Annotated in this window: 23 protein-coding genes; 14 read left to right on the top strand and 9 right to left on the bottom strand. The window is 70.1% G+C overall.

What is annotated here, in order from left to right:
* The first annotated feature begins 16 nt into the window (after nucleotides 1-16).
* Together ACFWYW_RS01605 and ACFWYW_RS01600 are read left to right on the top strand one after the other, a co-directional pair.
* Nucleotides 17-499 (top strand): cation:proton antiporter regulatory subunit, encoded by a 483-nt coding sequence (locus ACFWYW_RS01605; RefSeq protein WP_379609072.1) that lies wholly within the window; start codon nucleotides 17-19, stop codon nucleotides 497-499.
* 8 nt (nucleotides 500-507) lie between these two features.
* A complete protein-coding gene (locus ACFWYW_RS01600) occupies nucleotides 508-1,665 on the top strand; it encodes a cation:proton antiporter (protein WP_379609071.1) in 1,158 nt (385 codons plus the stop codon).
* A gap of 17 nt (nucleotides 1,666-1,682) precedes the next feature.
* Here ACFWYW_RS01600 and ACFWYW_RS01595 read toward each other — a convergent pair whose 3' ends face one another.
* The 4 genes from ACFWYW_RS01595 to ACFWYW_RS01580 form a co-directional block, all read right to left on the bottom strand.
* A complete protein-coding gene (locus ACFWYW_RS01595) occupies nucleotides 1,683-2,963 on the bottom strand; it encodes a homoserine dehydrogenase (RefSeq protein WP_379609070.1) in 1,281 nt (426 codons plus the stop codon).
* Entirely contained in the window at nucleotides 2,960-4,342 is a 1,383-nt protein-coding gene (gene lysA, locus ACFWYW_RS01590; protein ID WP_379609069.1) for a diaminopimelate decarboxylase, read from the bottom strand. Before lysA ends, ACFWYW_RS01595 begins: the two co-directional genes overlap by 4 nt.
* Before the next feature lie 116 nt (nucleotides 4,343-4,458).
* The gene (locus ACFWYW_RS01585) at nucleotides 4,459-5,163 is read right to left on the bottom strand and encodes an anticodon-binding protein (protein WP_379609068.1); all 705 of its coding nucleotides are present in this window, start codon (nucleotides 5,161-5,163) and stop codon (nucleotides 4,459-4,461) included.
* A complete protein-coding gene (locus ACFWYW_RS01580; protein ID WP_379609067.1) occupies nucleotides 5,163-7,004 on the bottom strand; it encodes a hypothetical protein in 1,842 nt (613 codons plus the stop codon). Before ACFWYW_RS01580 ends, ACFWYW_RS01585 begins: the two co-directional genes overlap by 1 nt.
* 98 nt (nucleotides 7,005-7,102) lie before the next feature.
* Here ACFWYW_RS01580 and ACFWYW_RS01575 point away from each other — a divergent pair, with 98 nt between their 5' ends.
* Nucleotides 7,103-8,746, top strand: coding sequence for an asparagine synthetase B family protein (locus ACFWYW_RS01575; protein ID WP_379609066.1), 1,644 nt, complete (start codon nucleotides 7,103-7,105; stop codon nucleotides 8,744-8,746).
* A 260-nt stretch (nucleotides 8,747-9,006) separates the two neighbouring features.
* Nucleotides 9,007-10,698, top strand: coding sequence for a maltose alpha-D-glucosyltransferase (treS, locus tag ACFWYW_RS01570; protein ID WP_379609065.1), 1,692 nt, complete (start codon nucleotides 9,007-9,009; stop codon nucleotides 10,696-10,698).
* A 4-nt stretch (nucleotides 10,699-10,702) separates the two neighbouring features.
* Here treS and ACFWYW_RS01565 read toward each other — a convergent pair whose 3' ends face one another.
* The 3 genes from ACFWYW_RS01565 to ACFWYW_RS01555 are packed head-to-tail and all read right to left on the bottom strand — an operon-like array spanning nucleotide 10,703 to nucleotide 14,198.
* Nucleotides 10,703-12,967 (bottom strand): ABC transporter permease, encoded by a 2,265-nt coding sequence (locus tag ACFWYW_RS01565; RefSeq protein WP_379609352.1) that lies wholly within the window; start codon nucleotides 12,965-12,967, stop codon nucleotides 10,703-10,705.
* Between the two features lie 2 nt (nucleotides 12,968-12,969).
* On the bottom strand, nucleotides 12,970-13,695 hold the full coding sequence (locus ACFWYW_RS01560) for an ABC transporter ATP-binding protein (RefSeq protein ID WP_379609064.1): 726 nt from the start codon (nucleotides 13,693-13,695) through the stop codon (nucleotides 12,970-12,972).
* Entirely contained in the window at nucleotides 13,692-14,198 is a 507-nt protein-coding gene (locus tag ACFWYW_RS01555; RefSeq protein WP_184966027.1) for a PadR family transcriptional regulator, read from the bottom strand. Before ACFWYW_RS01555 ends, ACFWYW_RS01560 begins: the two co-directional genes overlap by 4 nt.
* 126 nt (nucleotides 14,199-14,324) lie before the next feature.
* Between ACFWYW_RS01555 and ACFWYW_RS01550 the strand changes: the two genes are divergently transcribed.
* The 5 genes from ACFWYW_RS01550 to ACFWYW_RS01530 all read left to right on the top strand — a co-directional run bounded on the left by ACFWYW_RS01550 (nucleotide 14,325) and on the right by ACFWYW_RS01530 (nucleotide 20,005).
* Nucleotides 14,325-15,563, top strand: coding sequence for an ABC transporter substrate-binding protein (locus ACFWYW_RS01550; RefSeq protein ID WP_379609063.1), 1,239 nt, complete (start codon nucleotides 14,325-14,327; stop codon nucleotides 15,561-15,563).
* 8 nt (nucleotides 15,564-15,571) lie between these two features.
* Complete coding sequence (locus ACFWYW_RS01545) at nucleotides 15,572-16,891, top strand: ABC transporter substrate-binding protein (RefSeq protein WP_379609062.1); 1,320 nt, start codon at nucleotides 15,572-15,574, stop codon at nucleotides 16,889-16,891.
* A gap of 12 nt (nucleotides 16,892-16,903) precedes the next feature.
* Nucleotides 16,904-18,268 carry an ABC transporter permease subunit gene (locus tag ACFWYW_RS01540; RefSeq protein ID WP_379609061.1) on the top strand — a complete coding sequence of 455 codons (1,365 nt, stop codon included), beginning with the start codon at nucleotides 16,904-16,906 and terminating at the stop codon, nucleotides 18,266-18,268.
* The gene (locus tag ACFWYW_RS01535) at nucleotides 18,268-19,167 is read left to right on the top strand and encodes a carbohydrate ABC transporter permease (protein ID WP_379609060.1); all 900 of its coding nucleotides are present in this window, start codon (nucleotides 18,268-18,270) and stop codon (nucleotides 19,165-19,167) included. Before ACFWYW_RS01540 ends, ACFWYW_RS01535 begins: the two co-directional genes overlap by 1 nt.
* A 160-nt stretch (nucleotides 19,168-19,327) precedes the next feature.
* Nucleotides 19,328-20,005, top strand: a complete 678-nt coding sequence (locus ACFWYW_RS01530; protein WP_184966034.1) for a uracil-DNA glycosylase — start codon at nucleotides 19,328-19,330, stop codon at nucleotides 20,003-20,005.
* On the opposite strand, the gene ACFWYW_RS01525 is transcribed toward ACFWYW_RS01530, so the two are convergent.
* Complete coding sequence (locus ACFWYW_RS01525; RefSeq protein ID WP_379609059.1) at nucleotides 20,002-20,427, bottom strand: DoxX family protein; 426 nt, start codon at nucleotides 20,425-20,427, stop codon at nucleotides 20,002-20,004. The genes ACFWYW_RS01530 and ACFWYW_RS01525 overlap by 4 nt on opposite strands.
* A 128-nt stretch (nucleotides 20,428-20,555) precedes the next feature.
* Between ACFWYW_RS01525 and ACFWYW_RS01520 the strand changes: the two genes are divergently transcribed.
* The 4 genes from ACFWYW_RS01520 to ACFWYW_RS01505 all read left to right on the top strand — a co-directional run bounded on the left by ACFWYW_RS01520 (nucleotide 20,556) and on the right by ACFWYW_RS01505 (nucleotide 23,262).
* Nucleotides 20,556-21,707 (top strand): sensor histidine kinase, encoded by a 1,152-nt coding sequence (locus ACFWYW_RS01520; RefSeq protein ID WP_379609058.1) that lies wholly within the window; start codon nucleotides 20,556-20,558, stop codon nucleotides 21,705-21,707.
* Nucleotides 21,704-22,324, top strand: a complete 621-nt coding sequence (locus ACFWYW_RS01515; protein ID WP_379609057.1) for a response regulator — start codon at nucleotides 21,704-21,706, stop codon at nucleotides 22,322-22,324. Before ACFWYW_RS01520 ends, ACFWYW_RS01515 begins: the two co-directional genes overlap by 4 nt.
* Nucleotides 22,325-22,341: 17 nt before the next feature.
* A complete protein-coding gene (locus tag ACFWYW_RS01510; protein ID WP_184966041.1) occupies nucleotides 22,342-22,662 on the top strand; it encodes a hypothetical protein in 321 nt (106 codons plus the stop codon).
* A 309-nt stretch (nucleotides 22,663-22,971) separates the two neighbouring features.
* Nucleotides 22,972-23,262 (top strand): MTH1187 family thiamine-binding protein, encoded by a 291-nt coding sequence (locus ACFWYW_RS01505; protein WP_379609351.1) that lies wholly within the window; start codon nucleotides 22,972-22,974, stop codon nucleotides 23,260-23,262.
* A 306-nt stretch (nucleotides 23,263-23,568) separates the two neighbouring features.
* On the opposite strand, the gene ACFWYW_RS01500 is transcribed toward ACFWYW_RS01505, so the two are convergent.
* Entirely contained in the window at nucleotides 23,569-23,730 is a 162-nt protein-coding gene (locus tag ACFWYW_RS01500; RefSeq protein WP_379609056.1) for a hypothetical protein, read from the bottom strand.
* A gap of 714 nt (nucleotides 23,731-24,444) precedes the next feature.
* On the opposite strand from ACFWYW_RS01500, the gene ACFWYW_RS01495 reads away from it, so the two are divergent.
* Entirely contained in the window at nucleotides 24,445-26,046 is a 1,602-nt protein-coding gene (locus tag ACFWYW_RS01495) for an FAD-dependent monooxygenase (RefSeq protein ID WP_379609055.1), read from the top strand.
* Nucleotides 26,047-26,235 lie beyond the last annotated feature (189 nt).

Here is a 26,235-nt window from a genome sequence, read left to right as displayed (position 1 = left end):
AATGAAAGGGCACGCAATGGACGTCGAGCAGACGGCCCTGCCGGGGATCGGACTGCGGCACGAGTTCACCACCCAGTCCGGAAGGCGGATCGGCATCGTCTCGCATCGCAGCGGCCGGCGGGATCTGGTGATCTACGACAAGAGCGACCCGGACCAGGCGTGCGAGGCGGTCAAGCTCAACGACGAAGAGGCCGACGCCCTGTGTGAACTGCTCGGCGCCCCGCGCATCGTCCAGCGGCTCAACGAGCTGCACCGGCAGGTCGAAGGCCTGGTCAGCGTGCAGTTGCCGATCAGCGACGGCGGGCCGTACGCGGGCCGGCCCATGGGCGACACCCAGATGCGCACCCGCACGGGATCGTCCATCGTGGCCGTCGCGCGCGACGGCCGGGTGGTGGCCAGCCCCGGCCCGGACTTCGTGTTCGCCGCCGGTGACGTGGTCGTGGTCGTGGGCACGCCCGAGGGCACCTCGGCCGCCGCCGACATCCTGGCCGCGGGGTAGGCCCGCGGGTGCACGCAGGGATCCTTCTTCTCGAACTCGGTGCTGTCATCCTCGGTCTCGGCGTGCTCGGCGCGCTGGCCCTGCGCGGCGGCATCTCCCCCATCCCCCTCTACCTGATCGCGGGCCTGGCCTTCGGCACCGGCGGCATCCTGCCGCTGGCCACCAGTGAGGAGTTCATCCAGGTCGGCGCCGAGCTCGGCGTCATCATGCTGCTGCTCACGCTGGGCCTGGAGTACAACGCCGACGAACTGGTCACCAGCCTGCGCGGCAACCTCCGCGGCGGCCTCGTGGACCTGGTGCTCAACGCCGCGCCGGGCGCGATCGCCGCCCTGTTGCTCGGCTGGGGCCCGGTCGCCGCCGTCGCCATGGCCGGCGTCACCTACGCCACCTCCTCCGGCATCACCGCGAAAGTCCTGTCCGACCTGGGCTGGATCGGCAACAGGGAAACCCCCGTCGTCCTGTCGCTCCTGGTCTTCGAAGACCTGACGATGGCGCTCTACCTGCCCATCCTCACCGCGCTGCTGGCCGGCGCGAGCCTGCTGAGCGGGGCGGTGACGGTGGCGATCGCGCTGGCGACCGTGAGCGTGGTGCTCGTCTTCGCCCTCCGGTACGGCAAGCTCATCGAACGCTTCGTGGCCAGCCCCAACTCCGAGGTGCTCCTCCTGAAGGTCGTCGGCCTGGCACTCCTGGTCGCCGGGATCGCCCAGCAGCTCCAGGTGTCGGCGGCCGTCGGCGCGTTCCTGGTGGGCATCGCGCTGTCGGGAGAACTGGCCGAAGGCGCGCGGGCGTTGCTGGAGCCGCTGCGCGACCTGTTCGCCGCGGTGTTCTTCGTCTTCTTCGGCCTGCAGACCGACCCGGCGGCGATCCTGCCCGTGGCCGGGCTGGCCGCGGCGCTCGCCCTGGTCAGCATGGTCACCAAGCTCCTGACCGGCGCCTACGCCGCCCGCCGTGCGGGCATCGCCAAGGCCGGTCAGGCGCGGGCGGGCATCGCGCTGATCCCGCGGGGCGAGTTCAACATCGTCATCGCGGGGCTCGCGGTGGCCGCCGGGGTCCATCCGGACCTCGGGCCGCTGGCCGCCGCGTACGTGCTCATCCTGGCTGCCTTCGGTCCGCTGGCGGCCAAGGCGGTGCAGCCGCTGATCACCGCGATCGCCCGCCGTACCTGATCACTTGTGGGGGGCGGCTACTCGTCGCCCTCCACGCGCATCACGCTGGCCACCGCGCGGACGATGTCGAGCTTGCGCAGCCCCTCCATCGTGGCGGTGAGCGCGGCGTCGGTGGCGCGGTGGCTGACGATCACGAGCTGGGCGTCGTCGCCGTGGCCCTCCTGGCGTACCGTCTGGATGGAGACGTCGTGGCGGGCGAACTCCTCGGCCACCCTGGCCAGCACGCCCGGCTTGTCGGCGACGTCGAGCGCCACGTGGCAGCGGGTCACGGTCTCGCCCATCGGGTGCACGGTCAGCGAGGCGTACGTGGACTCCTCCGGACCGCGCGCCCCGGCCAGCCGGTTTCTGGCCACGGCCACCAGGTCGCCCAGGACCGCGGAGGCGGTGGGCGCGCCGCCGGCGCCGGCGCCGTAGAACATGAGCTGCCCAGCCGACTCCGCCTCCACGAACACCGCGTTGTACGCCTCGCGCACACCGGCCAGCGGATGGGTGCGCGGGATCATCGCCGGGTGGACGCGTACGCCGACGCTCCGGCCGTCGTCGGAACGTGCGCAGATGGCCAGAAGCTTGATGACGTACCCCATGGCCTTGGCCGAGGCGACGTCGGTGGCGGTGATCTCGGTGATGCCCTCGCGGTGCACCTGCTCGGCGGTCACCCGGCTGTGGAAGGCCAGCCCGGCGAGGATCGCGGCCTTGGCGGCGGCGTCGAAGCCCTCGACGTCGGCGGTGGGGTCGGCCTCGGCGTAGCCGAGCGCCTGCGCCTCCTCCAGCGCGTCGTTGAACGAGGCGCCCGTGGAGTCCATCTTGTCGAGGATGTAGTTGGTGGTGCCGTTGACGATGCCGAGCACGCGGTTGACGTGGTCGCCGGCCAGCGACTCGCGCAGCGGGCGCAGCAGCGGGATGGCCCCGGCCACGCTGGCCTCGAAGTAGAGGTCCCCGCCGCCGGCGCGGGCCGCCTCGTGCAGGGCGGAACCGTCCTCGGCCAGCAGCGCCTTGTTCGCGGTCACGACCGACTTGCCCTTGGACAGGGCCGCGACGATCAGCGAGCGCGCGGGCTCGATGCCGCCGATGACCTCGACGACGATGTCGACGTCTTCACGGGTGACGAGGGCCTCGGCGTCGGTGGTGAGCAGCGCGGGGTCGACGTCCACCTCACGTTTACGCCCCAGCCTGCGTACGGCGACGCCCGCCAGCTCCAGCGGCGCCCCGATCCGGGCGGCCAGGTCGTCGGCCTGCTCGCGCATGAGCCTGATGACCTGCGAGCCGACGACGCCGCATCCCAGCAGCGCGACCTTCACAGTTGCCCCCTCAGCAGATCGTCCTCGGTCTCGCCCCGCACGATCACCCGGGAGGAGCCGTCGGCGACGGCGACCACGGCGGGCCTGGGCAGATAGTTGTAGTTGCTGGCCAGCGAGCGGCAGTAGGCGCCGGTGGCGGCCACCGCGATGAGGTCGCCCGGCGCGAGGTCGGCCGGGAGGTAGAAGTCCCTGATGACGATGTCGCCGCTCTCGCAGTGCTTGCCGACCAGGCGGCTGAGCATGGGCGCGGCGGTGCTCTCGCGGTTGGCCAGCACCGCGGTGTACTCGGCGCCGTAGAGCGCGGTGCGCACGTTGTCGCTCATGCCGCCGTCGATGCTGACGTAGGTGCGGATGCCCTCGACGTCCTTGACGGTGCCGACCTCGTAGAGGGTGATGCCGCCGGGGCCGACGATGGTGCGGCCCGGCTCGACGGTGAGGTTGGGCACGGGCAGCCCGGCGCCGGTGCAGACCTTGGCGACGATCTCGCGCAGGCCGTCGGCCAGTTCCTTGATGTCGGGGGCCTCGTCGCCTTCGACGTAGGCGATGCCGTAGCCGCCGCCGAGGTCGAGCTCGGGCAGGACGACGCCGTGCTCGTCCTTGATCTGCACGAGCAGGTCGGCCAGGCGGCGGGCGGCCACCTCGAAGCCGGCGGTGTCGACGATCTGCGAGCCGATGTGGGAGTGCAGGCCGACGAGTTCGAGCTGGGGCAGCGCGAGGATGCGGCGGACCGCCTCCGCGGCGGCGCCGGTGTTGAGCGACAGGCCGAACTTCTGGTCGTCGTGGGCGGTCGCGATGAACTCGTGGGTGTGCGCCTCGACGCCGGTGGTCACCCGGATCATGACCTTGGGCCGCTTGCCGAGCTCGTCGGCGAGGTAGCCGACCCTGGCGATCTCCTCGTAGGAGTCGACCACGATGTGCCCGACGCCGACCTCAAGGGCCCGGGTCAGCTCGGCGACGGACTTGTTGTTGCCGTGGAGCGTGATGCGCTCGGGCGGGAAGCCGACGCTGAGCGCGACGGCCAGCTCGCCGCCGCTGGCCACGTCGAGGCCGAGCCCCTCGTCCTGCAGCCACCGGACGATCTCCCTGCACAGGAACGCCTTCCCGGCGTAGTGCACGTCGGAACCGGCGAAGGCGGTGGCGTAGTCGCGCATGCGCGAGCGCACGTCGGCCTCGTCGACGACGTAGAGCGGAGTGCCGTGCTCGGCGGCGAGGTCCCGCACGTCGATGCCGCCGACCGTGAGCGCGCCCTCGGTCCTGCTCGACGTTCGCGGCCAGATCGCGGGATTGATCCGGTTGAGGTCGGCGGGCGCCAGCGGCGGGCGCTCGTGGGGCAGCATCTCGGCGTGCCGGTCCCCTGCGGGATGGGCGAATCGACTCACCCAAAAGAGGCTATCGGAACGCGGGATCGCGCCGGACACCGTGCCCACCTATCGAGACACGATGTGCAGGAAATTGTAGAGTTTTTACACGTTTTCACGCCTTATGGCGTGAAATTTCAGATTCTGTCGGGTCCAGGAAGGACTTCCTGTACGGCCAGCGCCAGCCGCACCCGAGCGGTGTGCACCGGGGCGGCCGGTTCGTCCCCGACGGGCAGCGGCGCCGCGTGCTCATAGGCGTCGTGATAGGCCAGCGCGAGCCGTACCAGAAAGGCCGCCCACCCCGGCTCCGCGCTGACCCGGCGGCCGGGCAGCTCGGCCAGCACCCGCAACACCGCCCGATCGCGCGCCCCCGACAAACACGCGGGCTCAAACCCGCCAGAAACCCCAAGCCCGCCAGGCACCCCGAGCCCGTCAGACGCCCCAACCCCGCCGGACACCTCAAGGGCGCCGAGCACCCCATGCCCGCCAGACGCCCCAAGGGCGACGGGCACTCCGAGAGCGGCGGCTTCCCGCGCCACGGCCACCGCTCTGGCGCGCGCATATTTCACGACAAATCCGGGGTTGTCCCATGTCAGCGGTTCCGCCGGCCACCCCTGGTCGGCCACCGCGAACACGTCGGCCAGCACGTCGGCGGGCTCGGGCAGGACGATGCGCAGCAGCCCGTTCGGCAGCGCCACCGCCCCGGGCACGGACGCGGCCAGCTCGCCCGGGTCCACGCGGCGGCGCAGCGCGGCGGCCGACAGGTAGACCGCCTCCCGCGTCCAGTCGCCCTCGGGCGCGGGCGGCTCGCCGAGAAGCTCCGCGAGCTGCCCGGGTGTCATCAGATGAGCGCGTGGGGCTCGGCGGAGCCGTACTCGATGAGCTGGGCCGCCCCCAGGAGCCAGCGGTCCTCGTCGCGCACGCGCACGTAGCCGAAACGGTCGGCGGAGAAGACCTTCACCCCGTCCGTACGGCACTGCCGCATGAGTACCTCGTCCCAGCCCTCGGTCAGGTCGGGGAAGCCCAGCTCGCGCAGGGCGTTGCGGCGGGCGAGCAGCGTCGCCCCGGCGATCTCCGGCGTGTAGGTGTACTCGGCGTCCGGCTGCTTCAGCAGCGTGGCCTGGGCGTTGCGCAGGTGGGCGTAGAAGGCGGCCTTGCCCACGATGTCCGCGGTGCCGAACAGGAAGGCGCGGCTGAGGTCGGACAGGTAGTGCATGCCGTAGACGTCGCGCGGGTCCATGACCGCGACCAGGTCGGCCTCGCACAGGTCGAGCCCGTGGTTGAGCATGCCGCCCGTGGACAGCGCGGGGTCGAGGTCGCGGAAGACGACCTCGGCGTCCTTGATCACGTCACGGGCGCGCTCCCCCGCGCCGGGCGGGCCGAACAGGATCAGCTGCGTGACCCCGCTCTGCCTGGCGACCTGGGCGAGCGCGTGCTCCAGCAGCGCGGCGTCGGTGACCGGCAGGATCACCGAGACGTTCAGCGTCGCGCGGGCGCTGGGCAGCCCGATGCGCTCCAGCAGCTCGTCGACCCGCTCGGTCATCGTGCCGCCCGCGTAGGCGCGGCGCAGCGCGGCGTGGGCGCGGCGGGAGTCGGGCTCCGGTCCGATCGAGGTGCCGCAGGCGGCGATCTCCGACAGCCGCCACGTCGGCGTTCCCGGCGGCACGTCGACGGCGGCCGGCCAGCGGTAGGACGTCAGCACGTCCGGATACGACAGGTGCGGCGGCAGCAACTGCTCCAGCGTGAGCACCCGGTCGACCCGGCCGCCCGACAGCGGCAGCGGGTTGTGCACCCGCGGCTGCACGCCGAACAGCAGCCGCGGCCAGCCGCTCGCCGTGTCGACGCTGAAGCGGTGCTCGAACAGGGCGGCGGCCGCGGCGAAGCCGGCGGGGTCGCCCTGGGTGTGCCAGAAGACCGTGCGGATGCCCCGCTCGGCGCACCAGGCCAGCAGCGCGCGCAGGCCCTCACCCGGCTCGCCGGCGATCTCCTCGGCCCAGGGGCCCTCGGTGACCGACTCGACCACGAGCAGGTGGGGCACCTCCAGCGGCAGCACCCGGGCGAAGTCGCGCGGGGTGAAGCCGGTCGTCTGCCGCCACTCGTAGCGCAGCAGCGCCTCGGCGTGCGGGTCGGCGATGACGGCGGCGGTCAGGTGGGGGCGCGTGTTGGGGCCGGTCGGGATCCTGAACGGCTTCAGCCGGAACGAGGCGCCCTCTATCGTCCTGGTCGCGGCGGTGGCCTGGAAGGCGGCGCCGGGCCGCTCGGCCTTCTGATCGGCGGCGGCGACCGGCTTGCGCTTGGGCGCGACCGGGCGCGGGGCGGCCTTGGCGGCGCCCTTGATGCCCTTGGCGAGACGCACCGGGTTGGACTTGCCGGACTTCAGCGCGTCACCGAGCCGGTTCCAGCGGGCGACCTTGATGGAGGACAGCTTCCACTGCGCCACCTCGGCCTGGTAGCGCTGCTCGGCCAGTTCCTTGCGCAGCCGCTCCGCGTCGGAACGCTCGTCGTCGAGCCGGTCCTCCAGCTCCGACACCTGCGCGGCCAGCGCCTTGGCCTCCTGCGCGCTCTGCTCGGCGGCGGCGAGCTTCGCCTGGGCGGTGTCCAGCAGCCGCGCCAGCTCCGCCGCGTGCTCGGCCTGGGCGACCGCGTCCCTCAGCGCTTTGCGCGTGCTTTCCAGCTCCGTCATCGGCCTTCCTCCAGCAGGCCAACGACAAAGTTGGCTCGCTCGCTGCGCTCGCTCACGAGGCCAAAGGATACCCTTCAACCGGTAAGCGGCAGGAAGGGATGGATCCGGTGCAGTTCAATGTGCGGCCCTACGTCTGCGGAGCCCTCGGCCGGATCGACCCCGCCGTCGCGGCGAAGCTGGCCGCCGCCGGCCCGCGCTGCCGCCCCGCGCTCCAGACCGCCCACGCGGCGCTGTTCAGCACCGCTCCCCTGCCGCCGTACCACCGCTCCGAGGGCGAGTTCGCCTTCTCCTGGGGCGAGCGCAAGCCGCCGGCCGGGGACGCGTGGATGTCGGTCGCCGAGACCTACGAGACGCCCGGTCTCATCGGCGCGGGCGAGCGGGTCACGCTGCACGCGGGCGCGCTCGGGCTGGTCGACGTCTATTACGTACGGCTCGGCGACGCCGTCTACTTCTCCTCCCTGATCGCCCCCCTGCTCTCGCTGGTCCCGGTCGAGATCGACTGGGACGCGTGGGCCTCGATCCTTCAGGTGACCTTCCCGCTCGGGGAGGCGACACCATACCGGCAGATCAGGCGGCTGCCCGGCTCCAGCGCGCTGGTGTTCACGGGCGAGCGGCTGGCCACCGAGCGGCGGCTGCCGCGCTGGCTGCGGCGTGAGCCGTACGAGGCCTGGACCAGCGCGGACGCGATCCTGGAGATCCTGCACGAGGTCTACAAGGACTACGAGGGCCGGCGGCTGCTGGTCCCGGTCAGCGGCGGCTACGACTCGCGGCTGCTGGCCAGTGTGGCCGTGGCGCGCGGCTTCGACGTGGAGTCCTGGACGACCAGCCCGGACGACGGCACCGACACCGACATCTCCTTCGCCCAGGCGATCACCCGCGAGCTGGGCATCCCGCACCGCGTGGTCACCCAGGATCCCGGCGCCTATCCGGCCGACGCGCTGGAGGTGGCGCGCAGGCTCGAGTATCTGACGCCGCACCACGCCTGGTACGCGCCGTTCGCCAAGGAGGTCCACGGCGCCGGCCGCATCCTGGTGGACGGCCTGGCGGGCGGGCCGCTGCTGAAGAACTTCATGGTCAGCGGGGCGGCGCTGGAGGCCACCTCGCAGGCCGAGCGCTCGGCGGCGGTACTGAGTTCGCTGTCGCTGGGCGCGCCGTCGCGGCCGTTCCTGTCGGAGGCGGCGGCGGCCTGGATGGCGCAGACCGTGGGTGAGCAGTTCGCCGAGTCCACCTCGATGCTCCACGGACATCGGGCGGAGCTGCCGTTGTCGGTGCTGCACACGCGTACGGTGCGGGGCATCGCCCGTTCGGCGGTGAACCTGGTGGGGCCTGAGGCCTCGTTCGCGGCGCCGTTCATCCATCCGGAGTTCTTCGACGCGGCGCTGTCGGTGGGCGTGGCCCGCAAGGACAAGGGGCGCTTCTACCGCGAACTGCTGCACGCGGCCAGTCCGCGCGTGGCCGCGCTGCCGTCCACGAACGTGGTCAAGCAGCCGCTTCGGCGGGTGCCGCTGCGCTCGACCGCGGCTCCGGCCCGCGAGTACTCGCACCGGATGCTGGCCACGGTGGCCGAGCGGGTGCCCGGCCTGCTCTCGGATGACCTGCACGAGGTGATCGGCGGCGGGCCCGACGCGCTGACGCGTTTCAACGGCTGGAACGACCGGTTCTGGGTGCGCGGTCTGGTGCTGTTCGGCGCCTGGCTGCGCGATTACGGGCATGACCTGGGTGAACTGGAAGCGCCGTTCTAGCGAACGCTAAGTAACGTCGCGATTACACCGCGATCTCGTGGGTATTACATGCGGCACAGCACAAGCGGGTTCCGGAAGGCCGACGGGCTGGTAGTGTTCGGCCCGTAAGCGCCGCGAACAAGCGGGCACCGGGTCACAAATCCGGGCTCGCTCAGGGCATGGGGTTCGCAGGGATGACGACTCCAGGCGGCGCGGTCACCACAAAACGCCGGGGTATCCGGTGACTTCGTCCTGCCCACATCTCCTTCTGTGAGCGACACATGATCAACGCATCCCCAACACCTGAGCAGGTGCCCGAGACGTTCGTCTCGGAGGACCCGCACTGGTACAAGCGGGCTGTTTTCTATGAGGTCCTCGTCCGGGGTTTCAAGGACTCCAACGGCGACGGCACCGGAGACCTACGCGGCCTGGTCGAGAAGCTCGACTACGTGCAGTGGCTCGGTGTCGACTGCCTTTGGCTGCTGCCCTTGTACGAGTCGCCGCTGCGCGATGGCGGATACGACATCTCCGACTACATGAAGATCCTTCCGGACTTCGGGGACCTCGGGGACTTCGTCCAGCTCATCGAGTCGGCGCACGCCCGTGGGCTACGCATCATCACCGACCTGGTGATGAACCACACCAGCGACCGCCATCCGTGGTTCCAGGCCTCCCGGCACGATCCCGAGGGGCCGTTCGGCGACTTCTACGTCTGGTCCGACGAACCCACCGGCTACCCCGACGCGCCGATCATCTTCATCGGCGCCGAGGAGTCCAACTGGACCTACGACCCGGTGCGCAAGCAGTACTACTGGCACCGCTTCTTCCACCACCAGCCGGACCTGAACTACGACAACCCGGCCGTGCAGGAGGCGATGCTGGAGGTCCTGCGCTTCTGGCTGGACCTGGGCATCGACGGCTTCCGCCTGGACGCGGTGCCGTACCTGTTCGAGCGCGAGGGCACGGGGTGCTCCGGCCTGCCGGAGACGCACGCCTACCTCAAGAAGGTGCGCGCCGAGGTGGACCGCCTCTACCCCGACCGCGTCCTGCTGGCCGAGGCCAACGGCTGGCCGGAGGACGTGGTGGAGTACTTCGGCGACCCCACCACCGGGGGTGACGAATGCCATATGGCCTTCCACTTCCCGCTGATGCCGCGCATCTACATGGCGGTCAAGAAGGAGGCCCGCGAGCCGATCTCCGAGATCATGTCGCGGACCCCCAAGCTGCCCGACAGCGCCCAGTGGGGCATCTTCCTCCGCAACCACGACGAGCTCACGCTCGAGACGGTGACCGAGGAAGAGCGCGACTACATGCACAACGAGTACGCCAAGGACCCGCGCATGCGCGCCTACCTCGGCATCCGGCGGCGCCTGGCACCGCTGCTCGACAACGACCGCGACATGATCGAGCTCTTCCACGCCCTGCTGCTGTCGCTGCCCGGCTCCCCCGTCATGTACTACGGCGACGAGATCGGCATGGGCGACAACATCTGGCTGGAGGACCGCGACTCGGTCCGCACCCCGATGCAGTGGAGCCCCGACCGCAACGCCGGCTTCTCCAACGCCGACCCCGGGCGGCTCTACCTGCCCGCGGTGATGGACCCGATCTACGGCTACCAGGCGGTCAACGTCGAGGCGCAGCAGAAGCACGAGGGCTCACTGCTGCACTTCACCCGCCGCATGCTGCAGATCCGGCGCAACCACCCGGTCTTCGGCACCGGCGCGTACACCGAGATGTGGTCGTCGAACTCCAGCGTGCTGACGTTCGTCCGCGAAGAGGGCGACGACCTCATGCTGTGTGTGAACAACCTGTCCAAGTTCCCGCAGCCGGTCGAGCTCGACCTGCGCCGCTTCAAGGGCATGACCCCGGTGGAGGCGCGCGGCGGCGTGCCGTTCCCGCAGATCGGCGAGCTGCCGTACCTGCTGACGCTGCCGGGCCACGGCTTCTACTGGTTCGCCCTGAAACACATGTGATCGCTCAGCGGGCGGTGACGGGCACCTGGGCCCGTGCCGCCCGCCTGGCGGGGATCAGCGCCACCGCCAGCGCCGCGCCCACCGCCACCAGCACCGCGAGCACGAGCGTGGTGGCCGAGGGCGGGCGGCCGATGCCGGCGCCCACGCCGCTGGTGTGACCCTGCAGGTCGATCAGGCCCGTCACCACCGAAGCGCCCACGGCGGTGCCCGCGAGCACGCCCAGGATCACCAGCAGCCCGGTCCCGGTCACCAGCGTGGCCATGAGCTGGCGCGGCGTCAGGCCCATCGCCTTCAGCACCGCCAGGTCGAGCGCGTGGTCGCGCAGTCCGAGCGCGCTGGCGGTCAGCAGGTTCGCCAGTCCGATCAGCGACAGCACGAAGATGAGCGCCACGATCAGCACCCGGATGACGGTCAGCCGCTCAGCCGGGTTCACCACGCGCTGCACGTCGAGCCCCTCGCCGGAGACGGCGAGCAGCCGCGTGCGCACCTCCCCCGCGTCCGCGCCGTCCTTCAGCACCAGCGCGTAGAACTCCGGCGGCACCGTGTCCTTGGCCGCGAGGCTGTCCAGGCCGACCGAGAGCACCTCGCCGTCCAGATCGGGCTCCACGGTCCTGCCGACGATGCGCACGATGAGCGGCGAGTCGCCGACCGTCAGCCGCACCCGGTCGCCGATCTTGGCCCGCAGCAGGTCGAGCAGACCCTGCCCGGCCACGGCCTCGCCAGGCTGGGCGTACATGCGGCCCTCCACCACCGGGAAGGGGTACGGCTCCGCCGAGTTCCCGATCGCCCGCACCCGTACCGACCTGGCCTGCCCCGGGGCCAGCGCGTTGACGTCGGCCCCCTGGTAGACGGTGGCCACGCCCCGGTCGGCCTTGGCCATGCGCTCGGCCGAGGCCGACTCCAGCTTGCCGGGACGGACGTGGAGGGCGGCGTGCTGGCCCACCTGGGCGGGGTTGCGCTGGAAGTTGTCGAGGGTGGACCACACGCCCAGGCCGATGGTGATCATCATCATGGGTACGGCCAGGCCGAACACGGTCATGAACGCGGGCACCCGGCGGGTGAACGCGTCGCGGGCGCCCAGGACGAGGGCGGGCGGGAGCCGTACCAGGAGGGCCAGGCGCGCCAGACGGGACAGGTGGCCCCGGGGCGGCGCGGAGGGGGCGGCGGGGATCGGCGGGGTGCGGCCCCCGCGCCAGGCGGGCAGGCCGACGGCGGCCAGCACGACCAGGGCGGTGCCCGCGACGATGAGCAGCACGGGCGCCGGGGCGATCGCCGAGGGGCCGAGCACGAAGGCGATCACCGCCACGCCCGCGACGGAGCCGAGCGCGACGCCGACCAGGCCGAGCGCCCCGTGCTCGACCACGAGAAGGCCGGCGACCTGCGCCCGGGTGAACCCCATGGACTTCAGCGTGGCCAGGTCGCGCAACTGGCCGAGCACCCGGCCACCGGCGGCGTTGGCCAGCGCCAGCGCGGCGGCGACCAGCCCCACCACGCCGAACAACGCCAGCAGCGTGCCCAGGAGCCGGTTGTCGAGCTCCATGGCGGCCCTGACCTGCCGCCAGGTGTAGACGCGCTGGAGCTTGTCCTCCAGCATGACCACGACCCGCTGGGAGACGACCTGGGTGGCCTCGGGGTCGGTCAGACGCAGGCCGGTCACGTACTCGCTGCGGCCGAGCGCGGGCTCGATGCGGTCGAGCAGGTCGGGCAGCACCCAGGCCAGGCCGGGTGTCCACTCGGGGTAGAAGCCCTGCTCGGCGGTGTCGGCGATGCCGCGGACGTAGAGCGTGTGGCGGGCGCCGCTGAGCGCGGTGACGGTGACCGGCGCGCCGAGCCGCAGCCCCAGCTCGCGCGCGAACGAGCGCTCGACGACGACGCCGTCGAGCTGTCCCTGGTCGAGCCAGCGGCCCTCGGCCACGACCGGGTGCGCCACCTCGGGCGCGGCGGCGGGCAGCGCGCGCAGCGCCGCGGGCTCCTTCTTGCCGTCCTGCACGACGCTCACGGGCGCCGAGCGGTACGGCCCGGCCACCTGCGTGACCCCGTCGATCTCGCGCAGCCTGACCGCCTGGGGGACCTCCTGGGTGTGGATCCACACGTGGGCACCGTCGGTCTGGGAGAACAGGCTGCGCCAGGGGTTGGTGCCCTCCTCCAGCAGCGTCGCGGCGGTGATCAGCGCGGCGACGATCCCGGCGACGGCCAGGACGGTCAGCACGGCCTGCCCGCGCCTGGCCCGCAGGTCCGCCCTGACCCATCGGCTGCCGGCGTGTCTCATCGTCACCTGAGCTCGATGACCTCTCCGGCGTTGCCCTTGCGCCGCCTGGCGATCCGGCCGTCGTCGACGATCTCGCCGTCGAGCAGGGACACCACGCGGTCGGCGAGGCTGGCGACGCGGGCGTCGTGGGTGACCATGACGATGGTCTGGCCGTCCTTGTGCACCTGCCCGAGCAGGCGCAGCACGTCGCGCGTGTTGCGGCTGTCGAGGTTGCCCGTGGGCTCGTCGGCCAGCAGGACCGTGGGCTGGTTGGCCAGGGCCCTGGCCAGCGCGACCCGCTGCTGCTCGCCGCCGGAGAGCTGGCCGGGCGCGGCGTCGGCGCGCTCGGTGAGGTTGAGCGCGCCGAGCAGTACCTCCCTGCGCTCGCGGGCCTCGCCGGGCGTGGCCCCCGCCAGCAGAGCCGGCAGCTCGACGTTGTCGGCGACGGTCATGCTGGCGACCAGGTTGAAGAACTGGAAGACGAAGCCGATCTGGCGCCGCCGCAGCACCGCCCACGCCGACTCCGACAGCGTGTCCACGCGCTTGCCGCCGAGCCAGATCTCGCCGCTGGTGCGGGTGTCGAGACCGCCCAGCATGTGCACGAGCGTCGACTTCCCCGACCCGGACGGGCCCATGATGACGACGAACTCGCCCTCGTCCACCTGCAGGTCCACACCGCGGACGGCGGGCACGGGCACCCCGCCGTTCGAGTAGATCTTGACCAGGTTGACGGTTTTCAAAAGGGTCATATCAGGTCCTCCTGGCAGCGCTGCAGCCAGTCGAGGTCGGCCTGCAGGTGCAGCATGGCTCCCTCGATCAGCAGCGTAGCGACCCGGTTGGCCGGGTCCGTACGCTCCAGGAGGTCGTTGAGGTCGCGCATCAGCGCGAGATAGTGCCGGCGCTGGCGGCTGATCAGCGCCATCTGGTCGGAGATCCCGGTGAGCGGCGCGAGCACGAGCTTCATGAAGAACTCGTCGCGCACGCGCGGGCCCTCGGTCGGCTCGTCCACCCACTGCGTCAGGGCCTCACGGCCTTCCGCGGTCAGATAGTAGACCTTCTTGTTCGGCCGGTTGGACTGCTCGACGTCAACCGCCCTGACCAGCCCGTCCTTCTCCAGCCGGCCGAGTGTCACATAGATCTGGCCGATGTTGGGAGAGGGGTAAGCGCTGCCGAAGGTCAGCTCCAGGGCCTGTTTGAGCTCATACCCATGGGCAGGCTCCTTGGCCAGGAGCGCCAGCAGGTGCAGCCGCACCGCTCCACCTCCCGTACGTTACGCATGCGTTACGGAGATAACCGTTGACCATCAGATTACAGGTGTGCATAACATGAATGCATCTACCTAACACGTATGTAATCCTAGAAACGTGGAGGTAACAACGTGCGTCGTTTGATGCCGGTGCTGCTCGCCGCTCTGCTGACGGCAGGCTGCGCCGCGTCCGGCGACGACGGCGGCGGCGAGCCGGAGACGGGCGGGATCGGCCCGATCACCTTCGCCGTCGGGCGCGAGGGCACGACGTACTTGCAGCCACTGCTGGATCGCTGGAACCAGGCCCACCCGGCCGAGAAGGTGACGCTGATCGAGCTGCCAGAAGCGGCGGACGAACAGCGAGCCCAGATGGTCTCCAACCTTCAGGCACGCAGCGACAGGTATGACGTGCTCGTCCTGGACGTCGTGTGGACAGCGGAGTTCGCGGACAACGGCTGGATCATCCCCTTGGAGCGCGGGGCCTTCCCGCTCGACAAGTTCCTGCCGCCGGTCGTGGACACAGCGGTGTACAACGGCAAGCTCTGGGCAGTGCCGTACACGAGCAATGCGGGATTGTTGTTTTACCGCTCTGACCTGGTGAAAAAGCCGCCCAAGACCTGGGCGGACCTCCGGCGGCGAGCGCTTGACGTAACGAAAAAACACAATATTGGTGGCTATGCCGGGCAGTTCCTTGCGTACGAGGGGCTGACCGTGAACTTCTCCGAGGCCGTGGGCGGGCAGATCCTCAGCACCGACGGCCAGGAGGTGACGCTCGACAGCGCCAAGGCCAAGGCCGCTCTCGGCTTCCTCGCCCAGGGACTTCGCGAGGGCTGGATCCCGGACGACGCGCTGTCGTACAAGGAAGAGGAGTCGCGGCTCGCCTTCCAGAACGGCGACCTGGCCTTCGCCCGCAACTGGCCGCACGCCTACGGCTCCGCCAAGGCCGAGCTCGGCGACCGGTTCGCGGTCACCAGGCTGCCGGGCCAGAACGGGCCGGGCACCAGCGCCCTCGGCGGCCAGAACCTGGCCGTCAGCGCCTACTCCAGGCATCCGAAGACCGCCCGCGACTTCATCCACTACTTCACCAGCATGGAGACCCAGCGCCGGGTCCTGTCGGAAGGCTCCTTCCCGCCGGTGTGGACCGAGCTTTACGACGACCCCGAGCTGATCGAGCAGTTCCCCTATCTCCCGGTGCTCAAAGAGAGCATCCTGGCCGCCAAGCCGCGGCCGGTCAGCGCCAACTACAACCAGCTGAGCCTGGTGATCGCCAGTTCGGTCGCCAAGGCGCTCAGCCCGCCGTTCCCCGAGCCGAGCGACGCCGTCGTGGACTCGTTGAAGGCGGATCTGACGGAGTCATTGTCGACTCAGTGAGGCAAGACATGAGAAAGACAGCCATCGTCCTGGCAGGGCTCGCGGTAGCGGTCTCGGCCTGTGGCAACGCGCCGACGACCACCCCCACCCAGCCCGCCGGCACCGGCGCCGCCACCTCCGGCGGCGCGAAGCCCCTCCAGGGCCAGAAGATCGAGGTCGCCGCCAAGTGGACCAGCGACGAGGAGAAGTCCTTCCGCCAGGTGCTGAAGGCCTTCTCCGACAAGACCGGCGCCGAGGTGACCTACGCCTCCACCGGTGAGGACACCGGCGCGTACCTCGGCCCGCGCATCAAGGGCGGCAGCCCGCCCGACATCGCGATCCTGCCCCAGCCCGGCCTGGTCCAGCAGTACTCCGCCGACAAGGCGCTCAAGCCCCTCACCCCCGAGGTCATCAGCCAGATCGACACGAACTACACCCCGTACTGGAAGGAGCTCGGCTCCGCGGACGGCCAGGTGTACGGCGTGATGGTGAAGGCCGCGCATAAGTCGCTGGTGTGGTACCGCACGGCCAACTTCGAGGAGGCCGGCGTCCAGCCGCCCACCAACTGGGACGAGCTGCTCAAGGTCGCGCAGACCATCGCCGACTCCGGCACCGCCCCCTTCTCCTTCTGCGGCGCCTCCGGCTGGACCCTGACCGACCTGTTCGAGAACGTCTACCTCAGCAGCGCCGGCCCGGAGAACTACGACAAGCTCTCCAAGCACGAGATCCCGTGGACCGACCCCTCCGTCACCACGGCGCTGGAGAAGATGGCGCAGATCATGACCAAGAAGGAGTTCGTCCTCGACGGCAACTCCGGCGCGCTGCAGACGCAGTTCCCCGACTGCGTCACCAAGGTCTACGACCAGAAGAAGGCCGCCATGATCATTGAGGCGGACTTCGTGGCCACTCCGGTCGCCCAGTCCGGCGAGAAGGTCGGCGAGGGCGCCAAGACCTTCCCCTTCCCCAAGGTCGGCGAGACCAGCCCGGTCGTGCTCGGCGGCGACATCGCGGTCGCGCTGAAGGACACCCCCGGCGCGATGGCGCTGCTGGAGTTCCTGGCCTCCAAGGAAGGCGGCGAGATCTGGGCCAAGCTGCCCGGTTACCTGTCGCCCAACAAGAACGTCTCCCCCGACAACTACCCGGACGAGCTGACCAAGCAGCTCGGCCAGACCATCGTCTCGGCCGGTGACGCCGTCCGCTACGACATGTCCGACCTCGCCCCCAGCGCCTTCGGCGCCACCGACGGCAAGGGCGAGTGGAAGGTCCTCCAGGACTTCCTGCGCAACCCCGCCGACGTCAAGGGCGCTCAGGCGAAGCTCGAAGAAGAAGCCAAGAAGGCCTGGAAGTAGAGAGGTTAGGCCGTGACCGAACGGTTGGACGGCCCGCAGGCCCCGTCGCAGGACGGGGCCGCCTCCTCACGGGCTGACACCCCCAAGAAATTCCGCCTCGGCCCTTCCCCCGCGATCGCCGTCGTCTTCTTGCTGCCGGCCGCGATCCTGCTGGGAATCTGGGTGGTCTACCCGATCGTCTACTCGATCTTCCGCAGCCTCTTCGACGCCTCGGGCAGCGTGTTCGTGGGCGTGGAGAACTTCACCACGATCTTCACCGACCGCGGCACGCTGGTCACCATCAGGAACAACCTGATCTGGGTGATCGTCGCGCCGATCCTGGTCACCGTGCTCGGCCTGCTCTTCGCGGTGCTGACCGAGCGCATCAAGTGGTCCACGGCGTTCAAGCTGATCGTCTTCATGCCGATGGCGGTCTCGCTGATGGCCGCCGGCGTCATCTTCCGCCTGGTCTACGAGCAGGACCCCGACAAGGGCCTGGCCAACGCGGTGCTCACCACCGTGAGCGACACGTTCTCCTCCAGCCAGGGCTACCCGGACGCCCGCCCACGCGAGGGCGACGCCTCCCCGGTCGCGGCCAAGGACGGCGGGGTCGCCACCAAGCAGCCCGCGCAGGCGGGCCAGCCGGTGCTCATCCCGCTGGTCGGCATCAAGGCCAACACGATGCCCACCAACGCCGCCCCCGCGCTCGCCAACCCGCCACCGGGCGCGCTGTCCGGAACCGTCTGGTTCGACTTCACCCCGGGCGGCCAGGGCACCAGCGGCGCGGTCGACCCCCAGGAGAAGGGCCTGCCCGGCATGACCGTCGAGGCGGTCAAGGACGGCCAGGTCGCCGCGACCACCACCACCGCCGACAACGGATCTTTCCGTTTCGACGGGCTGGCCGCCGGCTCCTATGAGGTACGGCTCCCGCAGACCAACTTCACCGCCCCCTACCGGGGCCTGAACTGGCTCGGCGAGGCCCTCATCACCCCCGCGATCATCGGCGCGTTCGTCTGGGTCTGGGCCGGATTCGCGATGGTCCTCATCTCGGCCGGGCTCGCGGCCATCCCGCGCGACGCCCTGGAGGCCGCACGCATCGACGGAGCCACGGAGTGGCAGGTGTTCCGCAGGATCACCATCCCGCTCCTGTCCCCGGTGCTGCTGGTCGTCTTCGTGACGATGATCATCAATACCTTGAAGGTGTTCGACCTGGTCTTCATCATCGCGCCGGCCTCGGTGCAGCCACAGTCGAACGTGATCGCGCTGGAGATGTGGCGCGTGTCGTTCGGCGGCGGCAACAACCAGGGCCTGGGCAGCGCGCTGGCGGTCTTCCTGCTGATCCTGGTCCTGCCCTTCATGATCATGAATGTCCGCAGGTTCAGAAGGGAGGAGCGCTGATGGCCACGGCGACCGCCACCGTTGAGCGGGGTGTCGAGGCGGGCGCCCCCAAGCGCGGGCTGCTCAGCCGGGGCGTGGACAAGGTGGGCGGCGGCGCCGTCCAGGTCGTGATGATCCTGATCGGCCTGTTCTGGCTGGTCCCGACGCTCGGCCTGCTGGTCGTGTCGATGCGCTCGGTCGCGGTCAACAACGCCGAGGGCTGGTGGACGGTCTTCACCAAGCCCGCGGAACTCACCCTGGCCAACTACTCCAACCTGCTGGCCACCGGGTTCACCGCGTCGTTCTGGAACACCATCGCCATCACGGTGCCGACCACGGTTCTGGTCATCGGCATCGCGGCCATGGCCGCCTACGCGTTCGCGTGGATGGAGTTCCCCGGCCGCGACCTGCTGTTCCTCGTCGTCGTCGGCCTGCTCATCGTCCCCATCCAGGTCGCGCTCATCCCGATCGCCTCGTTCTACGGCAGCACCGGGATGTTCGGCTCGATCCCCAGCGTGGTGTTGTTCCACGTGGCCTTCGGCCTGCCGTTCGCGATCTTCCTGCTGCGCAACTTCTTCGTCGGCATCCCGGCGTCGTTGCTGGAGGCGGCGCGGATGGACGGGGCGCCGGAATGGAAGATCTTCGTCAGCATCGTCTTCCCCCTGGGCAAGCCGGCGATCGCGTCGCTGGGCATCTTCCAGTTCCTCTGGGTCTGGAACGACATGCTCATCGCCCTGGTCTTCGCCAACCCCGACTCCCAGCCGATGACCAAGGCACTGCAGTCCCAGATGCGACAGTTCGGCAACAACATCGACATCCTGTCGTCAGGCGCCTTCCTGTCGCTGATCATCCCACTGATCCTCTTCTTCGCCTTCCAGCGCTACTTCGTGCAGGGCATGATGGCCGGCTCGGTGAAGTAAACCCTCCGGGGGTCCGGGCCCGCCAACCCTGGATCCCCGGAACCCAACGCCTCTCGATCCGGCTCCCCACGGCCCGTGAGATCCGGGTCGTTGGGGGTTTTGGTCTTAGTTGGATGGATCCGCAGCGAAGCGCTAGCAGAGCTAGATAGGCTCAGTGGCCATGGCAGGTCGTCCCCTCAATGAAGTCGTCGAGGCCGGTTGGGCCGCGGCGCTCGAGCCCGTTTCCGAGCGAATCTCCACCATGGGTGAGTTCCTCCGCAAGGAGATCGCCGAAGGCCGGCAATACCTCCCCGCGGGCGCGCATGTCCTGCGCGCCTTCAGTCAGCCCTTCGACGAGGTCAAGGTGCTGATCGTGGGCCAGGATCCCTATCCCACCCCAGGCCACCCCATCGGGCTGTCGTTCTCGGTCGCGGCCGACGTACGCCCGCTGCCGGGCAGTCTGCTCAACATCTACAAGGAGATGGAGAGCGACCTCGGCCTGCCCAGGCCCGCCAACGGCGATCTGACACCGTGGGCCGAGCAGGGTGTGCTCCTGCTCAACAGGGTCCTGACCGTGATGCCGGGCAAGCCCGCCTCCCACCGCGGCAAGGGCTGGGAGGAGGTCACCGAGCAGGCCATTCGCGCTCTGGTCGCGCGTAGTAAGCCGATGGTGGCCATTCTGTGGGGCCGCGACGCCCGCAACCTCGCCCCGATGCTGGGTGACGTGCCGCGGATCGAGTCCGCGCACCCGTCTCCGCTGTCGGCGCGCAGCGGCTTCTTCGGCTCGCGGCCGTTCAGCCGCGCCAACGAGCTGCTGGTCCAGCAGGGCGCGGCGCCCGTGGAGTGGAAGCTCCCCTAACGCACCACGGCGAGGGCGCGCTTGCGCCGCCAGATGTTGTCGACGGCCAGTGCGCCGCCCTCGCTGAACGCGATCACCAGGCTGGCCGCGGCCAGCGTGAGGACGAACTCGTAGCCGCCCTCGCCGACGGAGAAGCCGTTCTTGAAGTGGACGAGGACGATGGCGCCGAGCATGTCCACGGCGAGCAGCGTGCCGACGATGGGCAGCGCCGCGCCCAGGATGAGGGCGACGCCGCCGCCCACCTCCAGGATGGCGACCACCGGCGCGGCCACACCGGGAAGCGGGACGCCCAGCGATGCGAAGAACCCGGTCACGCCCGGGATCCCTTCGCCGGTGAACTTCTGCAGGCCGTGCACGAGGAACACGGCCCCGAGCACCACGCGTCCGATCAGCAGGGAGAACGGCCGAATTTTGTCGATCATGTGAAGTCTCCTTTCCGGTCACGGTCAAGCCTTCCGGCCCGCGTCTGACGGCGGGACGGGCGCATGGTTGGTCTCCGATCATCCAAAAGGATGATCCGGCCATCGCACGCTCCTGGTACCAAGAAGGGATGAGCGTGCTTTCCCTGCGGCAGCCGATGACCTTCGAGGACGGTTTCCCGCGAGTCGTCCACCTGGGCTTTTATCTGACGATGGCGGCTTGTACCGTACGGATGCTCTCCTACGGCGGCGGCGTGTCGCAGCTCGACGTGATCAGGCTCGTCGCGGTGGCCGCTTTCTGTTCCCTTTATGCCGGCGGAGTCGCGTGGGCCAAGCCGGGACGGCAGCAGGTCGCCTGGCTGGGCGCGATGATCGCCGCCTGGACGCCGCTCACGCTGACCACGCCGTGCTTCAGCTGGTCGGCGATCCCGCTGTTCTTCCTTGTGCTGATCGTGCTGCCGATGCGGCTGGCCGTACCCCTGGTGGGATATCTCGCGGCGGTCGCCGCGGTCGTCGGCGAGTTCCACGCGCGCACCAACTGGGACCCCGCCCCGCTCGTCGCGCCGATCGCGATCGCCACGATGAGCATGTTCAACTACCGCCGTCTCCACCACGAGAACGTCCGCCGCCAGGAGCTCATCGACGACCTCATGCGGGCGAGGGACGCGCTCGCGGAGTCCGAGCGCGCCGCCGGCGTCCTCCAGGAGCGGGTACGGCTCTCGCGCGAGATCCACGACACGCTCGCCCAGGGCCTGTCCAGCATGCACATGCTGCTCAACGCCGCCGACCAGGAATGGGACGCCGACAACGGCAAGGCCCGCGCCCACGTACGCCAGGCCGCGGTGGCCGCCCGCGAGAACCTCGCCGAAGCCAGGCGCTTCGTCCACGACCTCGCCCCGCCCGCCCTCGACGAACGTTCCCTCCCCGAGGCGCTCCGCAAGGTCGCCGACTCCGTCCAGGTAAGGGTGGAAGGCACACCACGCAAGCTCGACCCGGGCGTGGAGGGCGAACTCCTGCGCATCGCCCAGGGCGCCCTCGCCAACGCCGCCCAGCACGCCCGCGCCGGCACCGTCGTGGTCACGCTCACCTATCTGCCCGACACCGTCACCCTCGACGTCATGGACGACGGCGTCGGCTTCGACCCCGCCAGCCCCAGTTCCAGCCGGGGCCGGGGCTACGGCCTGAAGGCCATCCGCCAGCGCGCCGAATCGCTCGGCGGCACGGCCACCGTGGACAGCGTGCCCGGAGAGGGCACCGTGGTCGCGGTGAAGGTGTACGCATGAGGATCCTGCTGGTCGACGACCACCCCGTGGTCCGGGCGGGCCTGGCCGCGATGCTCGCCGCACAGGACGACTTCACCGTCGCCGGTGAAGCCGCCGACGGAGAGGAAGCGGTACGGCAGAGCGCCTACCTGGCCCCCGACCTCGTCCTCATGGACCTCCAGATGGGTGAGGGCATCGACGGCCTGGAGGCCACCCGGCAGATCGCCGCCCTGCCGGGAGCGCCCAAGGTGGTCGTGCTCACCACGTACGACTCCGACGCCGACATCCTGCGCGCCCTCGAAGCCGGGGCCGTCGGCTATCTGCTGAAGGAGTCGCCCCCCGAAGAACTGTTCGCCGCCCTGCGCACCGCCGCGAGCGGCGAGACCGCCCTGTCGCCGCCCGTGGCCTCCCGGCTGGCCCAGCGCTTCCGCAGCCCCCAGCTCGCGCTCAGCCAGCGGGAGATCGAGATCCTCGAACTTCTGGCGGCCGGCCGTTCCAACCGGGAGATCAGCAAGGCCATGTTCATCAGCGAGGCCACCGTCAAGACGCATCTCGCCCACGTCTACGACAAGCTGGGCGTCGACAGCAGAACCGCGGCCGTCCGGTGCGCCGTGGAGCGGCGCCTGATCCGGCTGTAACCCGTAGAGTCAGCTCCATGAGTGATGAAGGTAAGTTCCTGCGTCTCACGGTCGAGCTGACCGTGGAGGTGCTCGACGTTGACGCGCTGCAGGCCGCGGCGCTGGGCGAGATCCGCCATGAGGACGCCGACCTCACCGACGAGGAGCGCAAGGAGCAGGCCGAACTGGTCAACGCCGACGAGACCGGGGCCACGGCGCTGCAATGGCTGATCGAGCCCGACCACGTGCTGTCGCTGGTCAACCACATCGACGAGGTTGAGCCGCGGGAGGCCGTGCTGGGCGTGGAGCCGTCGGACGGGCTGAGTGAGGACGAGGAAGAGCACGACCACGAGCACTGAGCACGACCCGGGGAGCCGCCACCCACCAACAACCAGCGGCTCCCCACCACCCTCCCCACCTCCAGCTCACCCCCACCCCCGCCTCTCCCAACCCCCAGGCCTCACCCCGCTTCCGGCCCTCCCCACCGGCGCCTCGGCCGCCCCGCCTTCACCGCACCCCGGCCGCGTCTCTCCCACGCCGATCTCTTCTCCCGGGCACACCACGCGACTGGGTGCCACCCGGGGCTGCTACCCGGTGCCGTTGAGCGGGTGTGGCGTTTGTAGGATCGGGAGCCTTCGGGCATGGCCGAGTTCGTGGGAGGTTGGTTCGTGATCGTCGCATTCTCCATCACGCCGCTGGGAGTGGGCGAAGGCGTCGCTGAGCCGGTGGCCCGTGCGGTCAAGGTGGTCCGGGAGAGCGGACTACCCAACCGGACAGACGCGATGTTCACCACGATCGAGGGCGAGTGGGACGAGGTGATGGCGGTCATCAAGCAGGCCGTCGACGCGGTGAAAGAAGTCGCACCCCGGGTCAGCATCGTGCTGAAGGCCGACATCCGCGAAGGCGTCACCGACGGAATGACCAGCAAACTGGACTCCCTCGAACGCCACCTGGACTGAACCCTCCCCCAAACACCTCCCTCTACCCGTTGCCGCCGTCACCAGGCTTGGGGCCATCGACCGGGTTGAGGCCGTCGCCATGCTGGGCGACCATGGGCCAAGGGCGCCGTCGGCTGGCTTGAGGCCGTCGACCGGGTTGAGCCCGTTGGCCTGGTTGAGCCCGTTGGCCTGTTGGGGACGGTGGCTTGGTTGAGGCACTTGGCTGGGTTGAGGCACTTGGCTGGTTGGGTTGACGGGGGTGGTGGATCTGGTCAGATATATCCGGCCTTCCGGTGTATTCGGGGTTTTCTCGCTGCGCTGAGCATGCTAGAAATCGCGAATGCGGACTCCCCTGGCGGTTCCGATCGTCATCGGAGCCTTCGCGCTGGCGCTCACGGCAAGCGCGGTGCTGGCGCTCTTCCAGGTGTTCACGGCGACCACCAGCATCAACACGACCACCCCGGCGGACACGCTCTCCACGGCGCCCATCGATCTCTTCCCCACGTCGGCCCCGCCCTCCGGCGACACCTTCACCAACGTGCCAACGCCCGGCACCGCCGGAGTCCCGCAGCCCGGCACCACCCAACCAGGCACCACCCAACCAGGCGCACCCCAGACCGGAGCACCCCAAACGGGCGGCCCACAGCAGGCGGTCCCGCAGACCGGGGTTCCGCAGAACGGCGTCCCCCAGGCGGGCCTGCCACAGACCGGCGCGCCCCAGGCAGGCGCACCACAAGCTGGGGCACCTCAGGCAGGCATGCCGCAGGCCGGAGCTCCGCAGAACGGCGCGCCTCCGGGCGGAGCCCCGCAGAACGGCACGCCTCTGGGCGGAGCCCCGCAGAGCGGTGCGCCTCTGGGTGGAGCGCCGCAGGATGGTGCGCCTCTGGGCGGGGTTCCGCAGGACGGGATGCCGCGGGGCGGGTTTCCGGAGGCTGGGCCTGATGGGGTGCCCGGCTTCTGAACCATCCAGCCGGTAGGCGGATCTCGTGACGGCGGCCTGCCCCGCGCGCGCCTCGTCAGCGTCTCCCTGAACGGGGCCCGGCCCCGTGCGGTGGGTGGCGGTGGGGGCGGCTGGGCCGTAAAAGATGGTGATCTTAACAAACCACCCACAAACGCGATATGTCTTGACCCATCGGAACACGCGACATATCGTGTCCTTCGGACGCGCTAACGCGATATTACGCGAAGCCGAGCATCTCGGAGGTGGAAAGGGTGGAGATGGAAGAGCGGGTGCCCGTTCTGGTGGTCGGTGCCGGGTATGCGGGGCTCAGTGCGGCGATGATGCTGGCGTGGCACGAGGTGCCGGTCATTCTGGTCGAACGGCATGCGAGCACGTCGATCCAGCCCAAAGCGTTCGGCGTGGGGCCGAGGGTGATGGAGCTCGTGCGGTCGGTGCCGGGGATCGAGGCGCAGCTCACCAGCATCTGGGAGGGCATCGGCGACGACATGCGCATCGCGATCGCCGGTAGCCTCGTCGACCCCAACCCGAAGATCATCGTGGACACCACCGAGGGCGACCTCGACTCCCTGATCGACATCACGCCGGTGCCGCAGGTGGGGGCGCCGCAGTCGGAGGTGGAGCGGGTGCTGCGGGCCAAGGCCGAGGAGTTCGGCGCCGACCTGCGCTTCTCCACCGAACTCATCTCCCTGGAGCAGGACGCTGACGGCGTCACCGCCGTGATCATGTCCGGCGACGCGGTGAGCACCATCCGCGCCGACTACGTCGTGGCCGCCGACGGCTACCGCAGCCCGTTGCGCACCTCCCTGGGCGTGCCGACCAGCGGCAAGGGCCAGCTGAACGAGATGTACTCGATCATGTTCGACGCCGACCTCACCGGCGTCGTGCGCGACCGCGAGGTCACCCTCTGGTACCTGCAGTCAGCCGACCTCACTGGCGCCATCATCACCGGCACCGGCGTCGGCAGCCACGTGTTCGGCGTCTACTACGACCCGGAGACCGACCCCGGCTTCACCGAAGAGCGTTGCCGCCATCTGGTACGGCAGGCGGTAGGCATCCCCGATCTGGACGTCACCATCAAAGACACCACCAGCTTCGCCTTCGCCCACATCCTTGCCGATACCTACCGGACGGGCCGCGTCTTCTTCGCCGGGGACGCCGCCCACACCATGCCGCCCACCGGCGGCCAGGGCGGCAGCACCGCGCTCCAGGACGGCATCGACCTCGCCTGGCGTCTGTGGCTCGTCCACACCGGCCAGGCCGGACCGGACTTCCTGGACACCTACGACGCCGAACGCCGTCCCATCGGCGCCCTGACGGCCGACGGCCAGCTGGCCAACATGGCATTCCGCATGCCGTCCGAGCAGACGCGGGGCTTCCCTCCGCCGATCACGGACCCCTTCTCGGTCATGATCGGCTACCGCTACCACTCGACGGCGATCTTGACGGAGCCCGGCGACGACGGCTCCATCCTGGAGGACCCCCGCACCGCCACCGCCCGCCCCGGCAGCCGCGCCCCCCACATGCTCCTCGACTGGGACGGCCACCCGATCTCCACGATCGACCTGTTCGGAACGGGCTTCGTCCTGCTGGTCGGGCCGAGCGGCCGGGCGTGGGAGACGGCGGCGCGCAAGCTGAGCGAACGTCTGTCGCTCCACCTCACCCCGTTGCCCATCGGCGTCGAGCTCAAGGACATGGAGGGACGCTGGCAGGAGCGCTACGGCGTCGACGACACCGGCGCCGTCCTGGTCCGCCCGGACGGCTACGTCGCCTGGCGCGCCCCCTCCCTGCCCCCGTCCCCCGAGACCGCCCTCCACGAAGCCCTCACCAAAATCCTCAGCCTCTGACCCGTGGGCAGCCATCAGCGGCTGGGCAGTGCGTCCGCACACCTCGGAACCAGAGCCGGGTAGCAGGACACTCGAGCCGAGACCGCTCCCCGGAGGACTGCGCAACGCGTTCGCGAGCCACAGACCGAGTGGGGTGGGAACTGCAGAGGCCACGCGGAGGACCCCGAGGCTGAGACTAGGGCGCGGAGG

The sequence above is a fragment of the Nonomuraea sp. NPDC059023 genome, from assembly GCF_042740095.1.
Lineage (GTDB): Bacteria > Actinomycetota > Actinomycetes > Streptosporangiales > Streptosporangiaceae > Nonomuraea.
The sequence above is the reverse complement of the archived record's forward strand: the minus strand, read 5'-3'. Positions and strand labels throughout refer to the sequence as shown.

Bases quoted from the DNA above. Each gene is read 5' to 3' on its own strand.
- ACFWYW_RS01605 (WP_379609072.1), top strand. From the start codon at position 17: ATGGACGTCGAGCAGACGGCCCTGCCGGGGATCGGACTGCGGCACGAG.
- ACFWYW_RS01515 (WP_379609057.1), top strand. From the start codon at position 21,704: ATGAGGATCCTGCTGGTCGACGACCACCCCGTGGTCCGGGCGGGCCTG.
- ACFWYW_RS01510 (WP_184966041.1), top strand. From the start codon at position 22,342: ATGAGTGATGAAGGTAAGTTCCTGCGTCTCACGGTCGAGCTGACCGTG.
- ACFWYW_RS01500 (WP_379609056.1), bottom strand. From the start codon at position 23,730: ATGGGCGCCGTGGAGAGCGTGTCCGCCGGGGTGGTCGTGTTGATGCTG.
- ACFWYW_RS01565 (WP_379609352.1), bottom strand. From the start codon at position 12,967: ATGAGACACGCCGGCAGCCGATGGGTCAGGGCGGACCTGCGGGCCAGG.
- ACFWYW_RS01520 (WP_379609058.1), top strand. From the start codon at position 20,556: ATGAGCGTGCTTTCCCTGCGGCAGCCGATGACCTTCGAGGACGGTTTC.
- ACFWYW_RS01525 (WP_379609059.1), bottom strand. From the start codon at position 20,427: ATGATCGACAAAATTCGGCCGTTCTCCCTGCTGATCGGACGCGTGGTG.
- ACFWYW_RS01575 (WP_379609066.1), top strand. From the start codon at position 7,103: ATGGATCCGGTGCAGTTCAATGTGCGGCCCTACGTCTGCGGAGCCCTC.
- ACFWYW_RS01545 (WP_379609062.1), top strand. From the start codon at position 15,572: ATGAGAAAGACAGCCATCGTCCTGGCAGGGCTCGCGGTAGCGGTCTCG.
- ACFWYW_RS01580 (WP_379609067.1), bottom strand. From the start codon at position 7,004: ATGACGGAGCTGGAAAGCACGCGCAAAGCGCTGAGGGACGCGGTCGCC.
- ACFWYW_RS01560 (WP_379609064.1), bottom strand. From the start codon at position 13,695: ATGACCCTTTTGAAAACCGTCAACCTGGTCAAGATCTACTCGAACGGC.
- ACFWYW_RS01530 (WP_184966034.1), top strand. From the start codon at position 19,328: ATGGCAGGTCGTCCCCTCAATGAAGTCGTCGAGGCCGGTTGGGCCGCG.
- ACFWYW_RS01535 (WP_379609060.1), top strand. From the start codon at position 18,268: ATGGCCACGGCGACCGCCACCGTTGAGCGGGGTGTCGAGGCGGGCGCC.
- treS (WP_379609065.1), top strand. From the start codon at position 9,007: ATGATCAACGCATCCCCAACACCTGAGCAGGTGCCCGAGACGTTCGTC.
- ACFWYW_RS01585 (WP_379609068.1), bottom strand. From the start codon at position 5,163: ATGACACCCGGGCAGCTCGCGGAGCTTCTCGGCGAGCCGCCCGCGCCC.